The sequence below is a fragment of the Bifidobacterium sp. LH_413 genome (genome assembly GCF_056357015.1).
This window is the reverse complement of sequence record NZ_JBKEVK010000004.1, coordinates 110,499-124,682: the sequence shown is the minus strand read 5'-3', so window position 1 is coordinate 124,682 and position 14,184 is coordinate 110,499. Positions and strand designations below refer to the sequence as shown.

General features: G+C 68.2%; 9 protein-coding genes. 8 read left to right on the top strand and 1 reads right to left on the bottom strand.

Features of this window, described 5'->3' with window-relative positions:
• Positions 1-134 precede the first annotated feature (134 nt).
• From glyA to nadD, 4 genes are all read left to right on the top strand, one after another.
• Complete coding sequence (gene glyA / locus AC1AYN_RS07700) at positions 135-1,442, top strand: serine hydroxymethyltransferase (RefSeq protein ID WP_476532802.1); 1,308 nt, start codon at positions 135-137, stop codon at positions 1,440-1,442.
• 85 nt (positions 1,443-1,527) lie between these two features.
• Positions 1,528-2,844 (top strand): glutamate-5-semialdehyde dehydrogenase, encoded by a 1,317-nt coding sequence (locus AC1AYN_RS07695; protein WP_476532801.1) that lies wholly within the window; start codon positions 1,528-1,530, stop codon positions 2,842-2,844.
• A gap of 44 nt (positions 2,845-2,888) precedes the next feature.
• Positions 2,889-3,458 (top strand): phosphoribosylglycinamide synthetase, encoded by a 570-nt coding sequence (locus AC1AYN_RS07690; RefSeq protein WP_476532876.1) that lies wholly within the window; start codon positions 2,889-2,891, stop codon positions 3,456-3,458.
• Between the two features lie 26 nt (positions 3,459-3,484).
• Entirely contained in the window at positions 3,485-4,234 is a 750-nt protein-coding gene (gene nadD / locus AC1AYN_RS07685; protein WP_476511611.1) for a nicotinate-nucleotide adenylyltransferase, read from the top strand.
• On the opposite strand, the gene AC1AYN_RS07680 is transcribed toward nadD, so the two are convergent.
• A complete protein-coding gene (locus AC1AYN_RS07680; protein WP_476532800.1) occupies positions 4,231-5,427 on the bottom strand; it encodes a glycoside hydrolase family 3 N-terminal domain-containing protein in 1,197 nt (398 codons plus the stop codon). The genes nadD and AC1AYN_RS07680 overlap by 4 nt on opposite strands.
• 219 nt (positions 5,428-5,646) lie before the next feature.
• Between AC1AYN_RS07680 and AC1AYN_RS07675 the strand changes: the two genes are divergently transcribed.
• The 4 genes from AC1AYN_RS07675 to mfd all read left to right on the top strand — a co-directional run bounded on the left by AC1AYN_RS07675 (position 5,647) and on the right by mfd (position 14,182).
• Positions 5,647-8,976, top strand: coding sequence for a UPF0182 family membrane protein (locus AC1AYN_RS07675; RefSeq protein ID WP_476532799.1), 3,330 nt, complete (start codon positions 5,647-5,649; stop codon positions 8,974-8,976).
• 313 nt (positions 8,977-9,289) lie between these two features.
• Entirely contained in the window at positions 9,290-9,874 is a 585-nt protein-coding gene (locus tag AC1AYN_RS07670; protein WP_476532798.1) for an N-acetyltransferase family protein, read from the top strand.
• Between the two features lie 104 nt (positions 9,875-9,978).
• Positions 9,979-10,578, top strand: a complete 600-nt coding sequence (pth, locus tag AC1AYN_RS07665; RefSeq protein WP_476532797.1) for an aminoacyl-tRNA hydrolase — start codon at positions 9,979-9,981, stop codon at positions 10,576-10,578.
• On the top strand, positions 10,568-14,182 hold the full coding sequence (gene mfd, locus AC1AYN_RS07660) for a transcription-repair coupling factor (RefSeq protein ID WP_476532796.1): 3,615 nt from the start codon (positions 10,568-10,570) through the stop codon (positions 14,180-14,182). The genes pth and mfd overlap by 11 nt, the downstream gene beginning before the upstream one ends.
• Positions 14,183-14,184: the final 2 nt, after the last annotated feature.

Here is a 14,184-nt window from a genome sequence, read left to right as displayed (position 1 = left end):
GGGGTGGGGGCGCGGGGCGGCGTTCCACGGTGTGAGATTCGTCATACGGCGGAAACAGGTTCGCCACAAACGGACCGTACACTCGTCGCCCGAACGGCAAACCAGTCGTTACCCACACCGTTTAAGGAGCACACATGACCGCTTCACCCCTCGCACAGAAGGCCACCGACGCATTCAACGCGCCCATCAGCGCCGCCGATCCGGAGATCGCCGAGCTGCTTGACTCCGAACTCCGCCGCCAGCAGGGCGGCCTCGAGATGATCGCTTCCGAGAACTTCGTGCCGCGCGCCGTGCTGCAGTGCCAGGGCTCCGTGCTCACCAACAAGTACGCCGAAGGCTACCCGGGACGCCGCTACTACGGCGGCTGCGAGTTCGTCGACCAGATCGAGACCATCGCCCGCGAGCGCGCCAAGAAGCTGTTCGGCGCCGAATACGTGAACGTCCAGCCCCACTCCGGCGCCCAGGCCAACGCCGCCGTCTACCAGGCGCTCGTCAAGCCCGGCGACACCGTGCTCGGCCTCGCCCTCGACCACGGCGGCCACCTCACCCACGGCATGAAGATCAACTTCTCCGGCAAGTTCTACCACGCCGAAGCCTACGGCGTGAACCCGGAGACCTTCCGCATCGACCCGGAGATCATCCGCCAGCGCGCCCTCGAAACCCATCCGGCCATGATCATCGGCGGCTGGTCCGCCTACCCGCGCATCGAGGACTTCAAGGCCATCAAGGAGATTGCCGACGAGGTCGGCGCCAAGTTCTGGGTCGACATGGCCCACTTCGCCGGCCTCGTCGCCGCCGGCCTGCATCCGAGCCCCGTCCCGTACGCGGACGTCGTCTCCTCCACCGCCCACAAGACCCTCGGCGGCCCGCGTTCCGGCTTCATCCTCGCCAAGCAGGAGTACGCCAAGAAGCTCAACTCCTCCGTGTTCCCCGGCCAGCAGGGCGGCCCGCTCATGCACGTGGTCGCCGGCAAGGCCGTCAGCTTCAAGGTCGCCGGCACCCCGGAGTTCAAGAACCGCATGGAGCGCACGCTCGAAGGCGCGAAGATCATCGCCGAGCGCCTCCTCGCCGACGACGTCAAGGCCAACGGCATCAGCGTGCTCACCGGCGGCACCGACGTGCACCTCGTGATGGTCGACCTGCGCAACAGCGAGATGGACGGCAAGCAGGGCGAGGACCTGCTCGCCCAGTGCGGCATCACCATCAACCGCAACACCGTGCCGTTCGACCCGCGTCCCGCCTCCGTCGCCTCCGGCCTTCGCATCGGCGCCTCCGCGCTCGCCACCCGCGGCTTCGGACCGAAGGAGTACGAGGAGGTCGCCGACATCATCGGCACCGCGCTCGCCGCCGGCCCGTCCGCCGACGTCGAATCCCTCAAGGCCCGCGTCGACAAGCTCGTCGAGGACTTCCCGCTCTACCCGGACCTCGACCAGATCCACTGATCGGTCCATATCGGCTCCCTCGCCCGGCGGGGGAGCCTTTTCGTATTCCGGACTTTGCGCACGTGTTGCGGTAAGGTGGGTGGTTATGACGAACAACGAGGAAACCGCGGTCGCGGGAGCCGTCTTCGATGCCGTGTGCGTCCGCGCCGACGCCGCCGCACGCGCGCAGCGGGCGCTCGCGCGCGCGGACACGGACGCCAAGAACCGTCTGCTGCACGCCATCGCCGACGCGCTCGACGCCCGCGCCGGCGAGATCGAGACGGCCAACGCCGCCGACATGGACGTGTCGCGCGAGGCCGGCATGGACGCCGGCAAGCTCGACCGCCTGCTCTTCCACGCCCCGCGTGTCAAGGCCGCCGCCGACGGCGTGCGCCACGTCGCCTCCCTGCCCGATCCGGTCGGCGAGATCGTGCGCGGCTATAACCTGCCCAACGGCATGCGACTGACCCAGACGCGCGTGCCGATCGGCGTCATCGGCATGATCTACGAGGCGCGTCCGAACGTCACCGTCGACGTCGCGTCCCTGTGCCTCAAATCCGGCAACGCGGCGATCCTGCGAGGCGGTCACGCGGCCGAACGCACGAACGCCGCCACGCTCGCCGTGATCGGCGACGCGCTGCGCGCGGAAGGCTTCGACCCGTCGCTCGTCGCCACCGTCGACGATTTCGGACGCGACGGCGCGACCGCGATGATGGAGGCGCGCGGCCACATCGACCTGCTCGTGCCGCGCGGAGGCAAGGGCCTCATCCGCGCCGTCGTCGAGAACTCGAAGGTGCCGGTCATCGAGACGGGCGCCGGCAACGTGCACATCTACATGGACGCCTCCGGCGACCCGGCCAAGGCCATCCCCATCATCATCAACGCGAAGACGCAGCGCGTCGGCGTGTGCAACGCCGCCGAGAAGCTGCTCGTGCACGAGCGCGTCGCCGCGGCGTTCCTTCCCGTGGCGGCCGCCGCGCTGCTCGACGCGGGCGTGACGCTCCACGCGGACGAACGCGCCTACGCGATCATCGACGCCGCCGCGCCGCAGGCCGCGGCGGACGGGCTGCTCACGCACGCGACCGCCGAGGACTGGGACACCGAATACCTCGCGCTCGAAATGGGCGTCAAGATCGTCGACTCGCTCGACGAGGCCGTCGACCACATCAACGCGCACTCCACCGGCCATACCGAGGCGATCGTCGCCGAGGACTACACGGCAGTCGAGGAGTTCACCGCGCGCATCGACTCGGCCGTCGTCATGGTCAACGCGTCCACGCGGTTCACCGACGGCGGCGTGTTCGGCTTCGGCGCCGAACTCGGCATCTCCACGCAGAAGATGCACGCGCGCGGGCCGATGGGCCTGAGGGAGATGACCACCACGAAATGGATCGGATACGGCAGGGGGCAGGTGCGCGCATGAGCGACATGAACGAGACGACCGACGAGAAGATCGTGAACGACGGCATGAGCGTGCCGATCACCGAACTGCGCGACGACCTCGACCTGGACGACCCGCGCTGCGGGCTCAAGATCGCCGCGGAACGCTTGAGCATCGTGCGCTACGTGTTCCTCGTGCAGATCGAGGACGGCATCGCCTCCGCATCCCAGCGCGCCTCGCTCGAATACGCGGACGCCGTGCTCATCGGCTGGCCCGACGAGCACGCGCCGGACGTGGCGGACCTGGACGACGCGCAGCTGCACGCGGTGCGCGAGCACATGACCCTCATGGAAAGCTACATCGCGCGTTTCTCCACGCTCGAACGCGAAGGCGACGTGGACGGCATGACCGACACGCTCATCCGCGTGACCGAACGCGTCGCCGAGGTGCGCCGCCTCTACCAGCCCGACTTCCCGCTGCCCACGTTCGCGGAGATCCGCCGTGTCGTGCAGGACGAATGGGACGAAGACATGGGCAAGATCGACCCGAAGGACGGCAGCCCCACCGCCATGGAGATCGAACAGGAGACCGAGCAGGCCGAGCACGTCGAACTGCGCGAGGAGGCGGCCGAACGCAAGGCGGAGGGACGCGCGTGAGCACGGACGGCATCGATGCGGAGGGAATGACCGCCGGCGAACGGCGCATGTCCGACCTGTCCGTCGACTCGGTGGAGGCGGCCGCCAACGTGGCCAACGCCGGCGCGCCCGGCACCGGCGGCTCCGAATCCGGCCCCGCCGCCGCGCGGCACGGGGCGGCCGTCCGCCGGTCGGCGCGCGGCAACTGGCATGCGACGCCGCGCATCGGCATCATGGGCGGCACGTTCGACCCGATCCACAACGGCCACCTGGTCGCCGCCAGCGAAGTGGCGTGGGTGTACGACCTCGACGAGGTGATCTTCGTGCCCACCGGACGGCCCGTGTTCAAGCTCGACAAGCACGTCACCAACGCCGAGGACAGGTATCTGATGACGGTGATCGCCACCGCCTCCAATCCGAAGTTCACCGTCAGCCGCGTCGACATCGACCGCCCGGGCGTCACCTACACGATCGACACGCTGCGCGACATCCGCGCGCAACGCCCCGACGCGGAACTGTTCTTCATCACCGGCGCGGACGCGGTCGCCGAGATCATGCAGTGGAAGGACGCGGAGAAGATGTGGGATCTCGCCCACTTCGTCGCCGTCACCCGCCCCGGCTACTCGTCGCCCGAAGGCGTGAGGCTGCCCGAAGGCAAGGTGGACACGCTGGAGATCCCCGCGTTGGCGATCAGCTCCACCGATGTGCGCCGCCGCGCCGAACACGACGAGCCCGTCTGGTATCTCGTGCCCGACGGCGTCGTCCAATACATCGGCAAGCACGGCCTGTATCGCTAGTCCATCAGCCCCATCTCGAGCTTGAGCCGCACGACGCGCTCCGCCGAACGCTCCACCTTGGCCGCGAACGCGTCATCCGACTTCGCCTTCGCCGCCAACCCGTCGAGGATCGGCGTGACATAGGCGCTCTGGCCGATACATACGAGATCGCCGCCCGCCTCGACGAACCGCACGCCCAACTGGTCGGTCGGCGTGCCGCTCACCGCGGCCGCCGACAGCGAATCCGACGTGACCACGCCGTCATAGCCCTGCCTGCCGCGCAGCACGCCGTCCACGATCGTGGAGGAGAACGCGGCCGGATTATCCGCGTCGATCCGCTGGTACGTGGCGAGCGACATCATCACCATCGCCGGCCGCGCCTGCGCGATCACCGTGTGGAACGCGCCGATTTCCGCGCCGTCTGCCGTGGTCGTCGTGTCGACGATGCCGTCCGCCGTGAAATCCGTGTTCCCCTTGACCGCGCCCAGACCCGGATAATGCTTGATCGACGACTGCACGCCCGCGTCGCGCATCCCCGCGACGAACGCCGCCGCATGCGCCGCGTTGCCGGCGGCGTCGAGACCGAAATCACGGTCCAACGCGCCGATCGGATCGTTCTGCTTGCGGTCGCCGGGAACCGTGTCCGTGACCGGCGCGAGATCGACGTTGACGCCGGCCGCCGCCAACTGACCACCCCAACCGGCCGCCGACGCGCGCAGCTGGTCGGACGTCATCGCGCCCTGCTCGACCGCGCTCGGCATCGCGTCGAACCCGGAACCGGTCAGATGCTGCACCTGGCCGCCCTCCTGATCGGTGGCGACGATCAGCCGCGAACCGTCCCCCACATAGGATTGCAGCCCGTCGACCGCCTTACGCACGCCGGACACGCCGGAACGCCAGTTGCCGATGAGCAGCACCGAACCGACGTGACGGTCGGCGATCGCGTCCTTCAACGCGGACGGCTCGCTGCCGGCGAACAACGGCGCCATCACCAGCTGGCCGACGCGTTCCTCCACATCCATGCCGTCGACGATTCGCCGCGCCCGCATCGACGTCGGATCCCCGGGCGTGGGGACGGCCGAACGCGACATGTGCGCGGTCCGGCCCGACGGAGCCGCCGGATGCCGGGCGTCGCGCACCCGCGGCAGGACCACCAGCACGACGACCAGCACGACCGCGAGCGCCGCGGCGACGGCCGTCACGAGCACCGGCATCGCGCCTCCGCGCCTCGTCGCACCACCGTCCCGACGATTCCCCGTGAGCACAGACGTCCCCTTTCCATCCTGTTCCGTCACCGATATCGGTCATCGGCCACCGCCCATCGGATATCCGATGGCCGTCCGTATCCGCGCACGAGAATACACGCCGGCACGGCTCGGCTCCCGGCGAACGGACGCGAATTGACATTCCTCACCTGTTTGTAGGCTGGGAACATGTCATTCGCAGATATATTCGGTATGTTCGACCCCGATTTCGACCCGCGCGGCGATCGCGGGCGGTCCGGTCGGAACGGATCGCAGGCGCGGGCGGAACGCTCCGACGACGATCCGATCATCATCGACGTCGAGACGGACGGCGACGACGCAAGGCCGTCGGGCGCGGGAGCGGGCGCCGGTGCCGCCGGCTCCGGTGCGCGACGCGGCGGGGGGTCGGGACGACCCCCGTTCGGCCCTGGATTCCCGCGCATCACGCGCAGACCCTCGCGTCCGGGCAAAGGCCCGCGTGGCGGCCCGGACCGCGGCACGAAGATCCTCATCGGCGTGGTGGCGGCGCTCGCCATCCTCGTCGGCCTGTTCTTCGGCCTCGCCCGGTTCCTCACCGACCTCATGTGGTACGGGCAGCTCGGCTTCCAATCCGTCGTCTGGACGCAGCTCGGCGTGAAGGTCGGCCTGTGGGTCGCCTACGCGCTGCTCATGGGACTCGTCGGATTCCTGTCCGCATGGCTGGCGATCCGCGCCCGTCCCGACGCGGCCGACGGCTCGCGCGTACGCGTCGACGGCGACGTGGTCGAGGTGAAACAGACCGTCAGCTCGAAGACCGCGCGACGCGTCGCCGCCGTCATCTCCGTGATCGTGGGCGCCGTGTTCGGCGCGCAGTTCAACGCGAACTGGGCCGACGTGCTGCTCATGTTCCACGCGCAGAGCTTCGGCGTCGAGGACCCGCAGTTCGGTCTCGACAACGGCTTCTACGTGTTCGTGCTGCCCGGCCTGAGGCTCGTCATGTCCGCCGTGTCGATGCTGCTGCTCGTCGGCATCGTCTTCTCCGTCGCCACGCACGTGATGATGGGCGGCATCCGCCTGACCATGCCGGTGAACGGCCGTGGCCTGTTCGCCATCACGAAGCGGGCCCGTCGCCAGATCGCCGTGTGGCTCATGCTCAACATGTTCGCGCTCGCCGCGTCCACCGCGCTCGGCGTGTTCGCGCACCTGACCCAGCAGGGTTCGCGCATCACCGGCGCCACGTACACCACCGTCAACGCGACCATCCCGGTCACGTTCATCATGGCCGCGCTCATCGCGATTCTCGGCGTCGTGCTCGGCGTGTGGCTCATGCGCTCGCACGCGCTGGAGGGCGCGCAGCCGCTCGGCGTGCGCGCCTCCGCCGCCTTGAAGGCGTGGCGCACCCCGATCGTCGCCATCGCCGTCGTGGTCGTCGTCTCCATGGTCCTGACCATCGTGTGGCCGGCGGTGCTGCAGCGCTTCCGTGTCAACCCGAACGCGCAGGAGATGGAATCCACGTACATCCAGCGCAACATCGACGCCACGCGCGCCGCCTACGGCCTCGACAAGCTCAAGACCGAGAACTACAAGGCCACGACGAAGGGCGAATCCGGCGCGTTGAGCTCGGAGGGCGAGACCACGGCGCAGATCCGACTGCTCGACCCGCAGGTGGTCTCCCCGACGTTCAAGCAGCTCCAGCAGTCCAAGCAGTACTACACGTTCGCCGACACGCTCGCCGTCGACAAGTACGAGATCGACGGCAAGAGCCAGGACACGGTGATTGCCGCCCGCGAGCTCGACCTCGCCGGCAACGACAACCGCAACTGGGTGAACGACCACACCGTGTACACGCACGGCTACGGCGTCGTCGCCGCCTACGGCAACAAGGTGACCGCCGACGGCCAGCCCGAGTTCTTTGAATCCGGCATCCCCACGCAGGGCAAGCTCACCGAATCCGAGAAGTACGAGCCGCGCATCTATTTCTCGCCGAACATGGGCGAATACTCGATCGTCGGCGCGCCGGAGGGCACCGCCGCATGGGAGTTCGACTATCCGACCGGGTCGAAGGGCGCGACCAACACGTTCAAGGGGAACGGCGGCCCGTCCGTCGGCAACCTGTTCGCGCGTCTCCTGTACGCGATCCGCTTCGGCTCCGACCAGATCCTCTTCTCCGACCGCGTGACCTCCGCCTCGCAGATTCTCTACGACCGTTCGCCGCGCGAACGCGTCGCCAAGGTCGCCCCGTACCTGACGCTCGACGGGCGCGTCTACCCGGCGGTGGTCGACGGCCGCGTCAAGTGGATCGTCGACGGCTACACCACGTCCGACGCCTACCCGTACTCGCAGATGACCGACCTCGGGTCGGCGACCAAGGACTCCACCACCGTCTCGTCGTCCACCGTGACCGGACTCGGCACGCAGCAGGCGAACTACATCCGCAACTCGGTGAAGGCCACCGTCGACGCGTATGACGGTTCCGTCGACCTGTACGTGTGGGACAAGTCCGATCCGGTCATCAAGGCGTGGGAGCAGATCTTCCCCGGCCAGTACCACCAGCTGGGCGAGATCAGCGGCGACCTGATGAGCCACATGCGCTATCCGGAGAACCTGTTCAAGGTGCAGCGCGAACTGCTCGCCAAGTACCACGTGACCTCCGCCAGCCAGTACTATTCGGGCGAGGACTTCTGGCAGACGCCGGTCGACCCGACCGAATCGCAGCAGGCGCAGGACCAGGACATCCTCCAGCCGCCCTACTATCTGACCCTCCAGACCGGCGGCACCAAGGAGCCGGTGTTCTCGCTGACCTCCTCGTACATCCCCGCCGGCACGTCGACGCGCGAGATCCTCACCGGATTCCTCTCCGTCGACTCGGACGCGGGTTCGACGAAGGGCGAGATCGGGGCGAACTACGGCACCCTCAGATTGCAGGAGCTGCCGAAGGATTCGAACGTGCCCGGCCCCGGACAGGCGCAGAACAACTTCAACGCCGACGCCGACGTGTCCAAGGAGCTGAACCTCCTGCAGTCCGGCTCCACGAACGTGGTGCGCGGCAACCTGCTGACCCTGCCGTTGGGCGGCGGCCTGGTCTACGTGCAGCCCGTGTACGTGAAGTCCTCGGGCGCCACGTCGTTCCCGCTGCTCAAGAAGGTGCTCGTCGCGTTCGGCGACCAGGTCGGGTTCGCCGACACGCTCGACGAGGCGCTCGACCAGGTGTTCGGCGGCGACTCCGGCGCGTCCGCCGGCGACGCGGCGAACGTCGCGGGCGGTTCGGGCGGTTCCGGCTCGGCGGGTTCGTCAGGTGACACGTCGAAGGGCGGTTCCAGCTCAGGTGACGGTAAGGATTCCGGTTCGTCGTCGGGTTCGTCGGGTTCGTCTGGTTCGTCCGCCGCGCGCAGCCCTGAGCTCAAGCAGGCGCTCGACGACGCCGCCCAGGCGATGAAGGACAGCCAGGACGCCATGAGGAACGGCGACTGGACCGCCTATGGCGAAGCCCAGAAGGCCCTCGAGGACGCGTTGAACAAGGCCATCGAACTGGAACAGTAGTTTCGGGAGCGAGGGCATCGGAAACCCGTATCCGAGGCCCCGATGCATCCCGCTCCAACGCACGGCACAAGAAATCCCGGGAATCGGCGTGATTCTCCGGGATTTCTTGCATTGACCCATCGTCAGCGCGACTTTTCCCGGACGATAGGGGTGTTTTCCGGGAAATTTTGCGCTGAGTGGGGGCCAGCGCAAGGATTCCCGGGTGACGGGGACATTCCCCGGGATTGTTTGCGCTGGCGACGCGCCAGCGCGTCTTTTCCCGGACCGAGCCGGTTTCCTCCGGGATTTCTTGCGCCGGGGTTAGGCTGTCGGCATGTCCTATCTGTTCCGGGCCGCGACCGCATCCGATCTCCAGGCCATCACCGACATCTACAACGCGTCCGTCGTCGAAGGCGGCGCCACCGCCGACCTCGCCCCCCGCACCCTCGACCAGCGACGCGCATGGGTGGAATCGCACCAGCCGCCCTACGGGGTGTTCGTCGTCGAGGCGACGGACGACGGTGACGATGCCTCCCGCGGCGACGAAGAGGTCGCACGCGACGGTGGGCAGACCGTTCGGGGGGAGCGCGACGGCGCCCGTCCCAGCAAGGTCGTCGCCTTCGGCGCGCTGTCCGTGTTCTACGACCGCGCCGGCTACGACGGCGTCACCGACCTCGCCTACTACATCGCGCCGCAGTGGCGGCATCGCGGCATCGGCGCGTTCCTGCTCGACCACCTGCTCGACGAGGCGAGGGCCCGCCGCATGCGCAAGGCCATCGGCATCATCTTCGCCGACAACGCCAGATCGACCGCCCTGATGCGCCGCTTCGGATTCACCCGGTTCGGTCTCCTCCCCGCCGCCGCCACCGACGCGACCGGCGTCATGCACGACATGTCCTACTGGTGCCTCGACCTGTGACCGGGGCACCGGCGCCGGCACCTGCGCGTCCGCGCCCTTGACTGAGGCGGTGGGTACAATCTGTTCGGTCGAAAACGAGTAAGGCGCAGTAAGGAGCAACGCATATGGCATCGGATTTCTGGCTGATCGCGGGACTGGGCAACCCGGGCAAGAAGTATGAGGACACGCGGCACAACATGGGCTTCATGACCGCCGACGTGCTCGCGGAACGCTGGTCGGTCAACTTCGCCGACCACAAGGGGCTCGCCATGCTCGGCAAGGGCGCGATGCACCTCGACGGCCGCGCCGTCAAGTTCTTCCTCGCCAAGCCGCTCACCTACATGAACGAGTCCGGCAACGCGGTCGCCTCGATCTGCTCCTACTACCAGATCCAGCCCGACCACGTCATTGTCATCCACGACGACATGGACCTCGACTTCGGCCGCATCAAGGTCAAGGCCGGCGGCTCCGCCGGCGGCCACAACGGCATCAAATCCATCGACAAGTCGCTGGGCACGCCGAAGTACGCGCGCGTGCGCATGGGCGTCGGCCATGCCCGCCGCGGTGCCAACGCGCACGACAACACCATCAACTGGGTGCTCGGCGGCTTCGGCCCCGACCAGCGCAAGCAGCTGCCCGAATTCCTCATGGACGGCGCGGACGCCGCCGAGGACATCATCTTCAAGGGACTCGCCAAGACCCAGGAGAAGTTCAATGGCCGCTGACGCCAAGGAGACGCCCGCGTCCGTCACGTCCGAACTCGGCCTCGTCGACGGCTCGCTCGCCGGGCTGCTCGAACGGCTCGCGGACGGCGATCCCGCGTTCCGCAAGGTCGCGTCCGGCGACATCGAACCGCCGGAGGGCGTCGACGACGCAATCGTCGTCGGCATGCCCGAAGGCATGCGCCCGGCGCTCGCCGCCGCCATCGCACAGGGTGTGGGCGGCACAGACGGCACAACAGGCAAGGCCGGCAAGCCGGTCGTGCTCGTCGTCGCCTCCGGGCGCGAGGCCGAGGAGACCGTCGGCGCGCTGCGCTCCTGGTATGACGGGAATCCGGACGACATCGCCCAATTGGAGGCGTGGGAGACGCTGCCGCACGAGCGGCTCAGCCCCCGCGCCGACACGGTCGCCAGCCGCATGGCCGTGTTCCGTCGCCTGAAGCATCCGAGCGACGCCGATCCGATGTTCGGCCGCATCCGCATCCTCGTCATGCCGGTGCGCTCGCTCATCCAGCCGATCGTCGCCGGCCTCGCCGACGTCGAACCGCTCGTGTTCACGCGGGGCGAGGACCTGCCGCTCGACGAGGCGGCTGACCGTCTCGTCGAGAACGCGTACACGCGCGTCGAGCTCGTCATGGACCGCGGCGAGTTCGCGGTACGCGGCGGCATCCTCGACGTGTTCCCGCCGACCGCGCCCCACCCGGTGCGCATCGAGTTCTTCGGCGACGAGATCGACGGCATCAGGGAGTTCCACGCCTCCGACCAGCGCACCTACGGCGACGGCCTTACGACCATCTGGGCGACGCCATGCCGCGAGCTGCAGCTCACCGACCGGGTGCGCGCCCGCGCGAAATCGCTGATCGGCTCCATCCCGAACGCCGACGACATGCTCGAATCCATCGCGAACGCCGTCCCGGTCGAAGGCATGGAATCGCTGATGCCGGCGCTCATCGACGACATGGAGCCGGTCGCCGGCCTGCTGCCCGGGAACGCCGTCATCCTGCTGAGCGACCCGGAGAAGCTGCGCCGCTCCGCCGAGGACCTCGCCAAGACGGCGAACGAGTTCCTCGCCGCCAGCTGGCATGTCGCCGCGTCCGGCCACGGCGCCGGCGCGCCCATCACCTTCGACCAGGCGAGCTTCATCGACTATGACGAGGCGATATCCGCGCTCGAGAACTCGAAGCACGACGTGATCCGTCTCACCAGCTTCACCGTCGACGGTTCGCGCCCGGGGCGCGTGCAGGTCGACGCGACGAATCCGGGGGAGTACCGCGGCGACGAGTCGAAGGCCGCCGCCGGCATCGAAGGCCTCATCGACGCCGGATTCGACGTCGCCATCACCGCGGCGGCCAAGGGCACGCTCGCACGACTCAAGCGAGCCGTCAACGCGACCGGCATCACGCGGTTCGGCGCGATCCGCTCGCAGGCCGTCGACGGCTTCGTCGACAGGCAGGCGAAGACCGCCCTGCTCACCGAACGCGACCTGACCGGCCGCACCTCGGCGATGGCGCAGGCGAAGACCCCGAAGCGCCGCCGCAAGGCCATCGACCTCATGGAGCTCAAGGCCGGCGACTACGTGGTGCACGAGCAGCACGGCATCGGCCGGTTCGTCGAGATGCGCCAACGCACCATCGGCACCGGCGCGAACCGGACCACGCGCGAATACCTCGTCATCGAATACGCGCCGAGCAAGCGGGGCGCCCCGCCGGACAAGCTGTTCATCCCCACCGACCAGCTCGACCAGGTGAGCAAATACATCGGTGCCGAGGCACCCAAGCTCAACAAGCTGGGCGGCTCCGACTGGGCGGCCACCAAGGCGAAGGCGCGCAAGCACGTCAAGGAGATCGCCGACGACCTGGTGAAGCTGTATTCGGCCCGCCAGCGCACGCCCGGCTTCGCGTTCAGCCCGGACACCCCGTGGCAGAAGGAGCTGGAGGACGCGTTCCCCTACCAGGAGACCGCCGACCAGCTCACCACCATCGACGAGGTCAAGCACGACATGGAACAGCCGCGTCCGATGGACCGCCTCATCTGCGGCGACGTGGGCTTCGGCAAGACCGAGATCGCGGTGCGCGCCGCGTTCAAGGCCATCCAGGACGGCAAGCAGGTGGCTGTGCTCGTGCCCACCACGCTGCTCGTCCAGCAGCACTACGAGACGTTCACCGAACGCTACGAGGGCTTTCCGGTCAACGTGGCGGCGATGAGCCGCTTCCAGAAACCCAAGGAGATCAAGGAGACCATCGAGGGGCTGGCGGCCGGCACCGTGGACGTGGTCATCGGCACGCACAAGCTGCTCAACCCGAAGATCAGGTTCAAGGACCTGGGCCTCGTCATCATCGACGAGGAGCAGCGTTTCGGCGTCGAACACAAGGAGACGCTCAAGGCCCTGCGCACCAACGTGGATGTCCTGTCCCTCTCCGCGACGCCGATCCCGCGCACGCTGGAGATGGCCGTCACCGGCATCCGCGAGATGTCGACGCTCGCCACCCCGCCGGAGGACCGTCTGCCGGTGCTCACCTACGTGGGCGCCTACGAGGACGCGCAGGTCACGGCCGCGGTGCGCCGCGAGCTGCTGCGCGGCGGACAGGTGTTCTACGTGCACAACCGCGTGGAGGACATCGCGCACATCGCCGACAGGATCCACACGCTCGTGCCGGAGGCGAAGGTCGGCGTCGCGCACGGCAAGATGGGCGAGAAGCAGCTCGACCAGATCATCCGCGACTTCTGGCACCGCGACATCGACGTGCTCGTGTGCACGACGATCATCGAGACGGGCCTCGATATCTCGAACGCGAACACGCTGATCGTCGACCATGCGGACCGTTTCGGCCTCTCGCAGCTCCACCAGCTGCGCGGACGCGTCGGCCGCGGCCGAGAACGCGCGTACGCGTACTTCCTGTACGATCCGTCCAAGCCGATGACCCAGCAGTCGCACGACAGGCTCGCGACGATCGCGCAGAACACGGCGTTGGGCTCCGGCTTCGACGTGGCGATGAAGGACCTGGAGCTCAGGGGCACCGGCAACCTGCTCGGCGACCAGCAGTCCGGCCACATCGAGGGCGTCGGCTTCGACCTGTACGTGCGCATGGTCTCCGAGGCCGTCGAGAAGTACAAGGAGCCGGACAAGGCCGCCGAACCGGCGAACGTGTCGATCGACCTGCCGGTCGAGGCGTCGATCCCGGTGGACTACATCGACTCGGACAAGCTGCGCCTCGAGGCGTACCGCAAGCTCGCCGCCGCCCGCGACGAGAACGACCTCAAGGACCTCGCCGAGGAGCTCGCCGACCGCTACGGCCCGCTGCCGGAGGAGTTCGAGATGCTGTTCGGCGTGGCGCGCCTCAAGTTCAGGGCCAGGAAGCTTGGCATCTCCGAGATCCTCGCCCAGTCGAACCGTCTGCGCGTCGGCCGCGTCGACCCGCCCGAGTCGATGCTCATGCGCATGTCGCGCATCTACAAGGGGTTCCAGTACCGGCCGGTCACGCACCAGATGATCATCCCCACGCCGTTCGGCGGCTCCCTCGGCAAGGGGCCGATGCCCGGCGAGCAGGTGATGGACTGGGTGTCCGACCTGCTCAACGACCTGGCCTACGTGCCGGGCAAACGCCGGTAGCC

Bases quoted from the DNA above. Each gene is read 5' to 3' on its own strand.
- AC1AYN_RS07670 (WP_476532798.1), top strand. From the start codon at position 9,290: ATGTCCTATCTGTTCCGGGCCGCGACCGCATCCGATCTCCAGGCCATC.
- nadD (WP_476511611.1), top strand. From the start codon at position 3,485: ATGACCGCCGGCGAACGGCGCATGTCCGACCTGTCCGTCGACTCGGTG.
- AC1AYN_RS07690 (WP_476532876.1), top strand. From the start codon at position 2,889: ATGAGCGTGCCGATCACCGAACTGCGCGACGACCTCGACCTGGACGAC.
- AC1AYN_RS07695 (WP_476532801.1), top strand. From the start codon at position 1,528: ATGACGAACAACGAGGAAACCGCGGTCGCGGGAGCCGTCTTCGATGCC.
- AC1AYN_RS07675 (WP_476532799.1), top strand. From the start codon at position 5,647: ATGTCATTCGCAGATATATTCGGTATGTTCGACCCCGATTTCGACCCG.
- glyA (WP_476532802.1), top strand. From the start codon at position 135: ATGACCGCTTCACCCCTCGCACAGAAGGCCACCGACGCATTCAACGCG.
- AC1AYN_RS07680 (WP_476532800.1), bottom strand. From the start codon at position 5,427: ATGCCGGTGCTCGTGACGGCCGTCGCCGCGGCGCTCGCGGTCGTGCTG.
- pth (WP_476532797.1), top strand. From the start codon at position 9,979: ATGGCATCGGATTTCTGGCTGATCGCGGGACTGGGCAACCCGGGCAAG.
- mfd (WP_476532796.1), top strand. From the start codon at position 10,568: ATGGCCGCTGACGCCAAGGAGACGCCCGCGTCCGTCACGTCCGAACTC.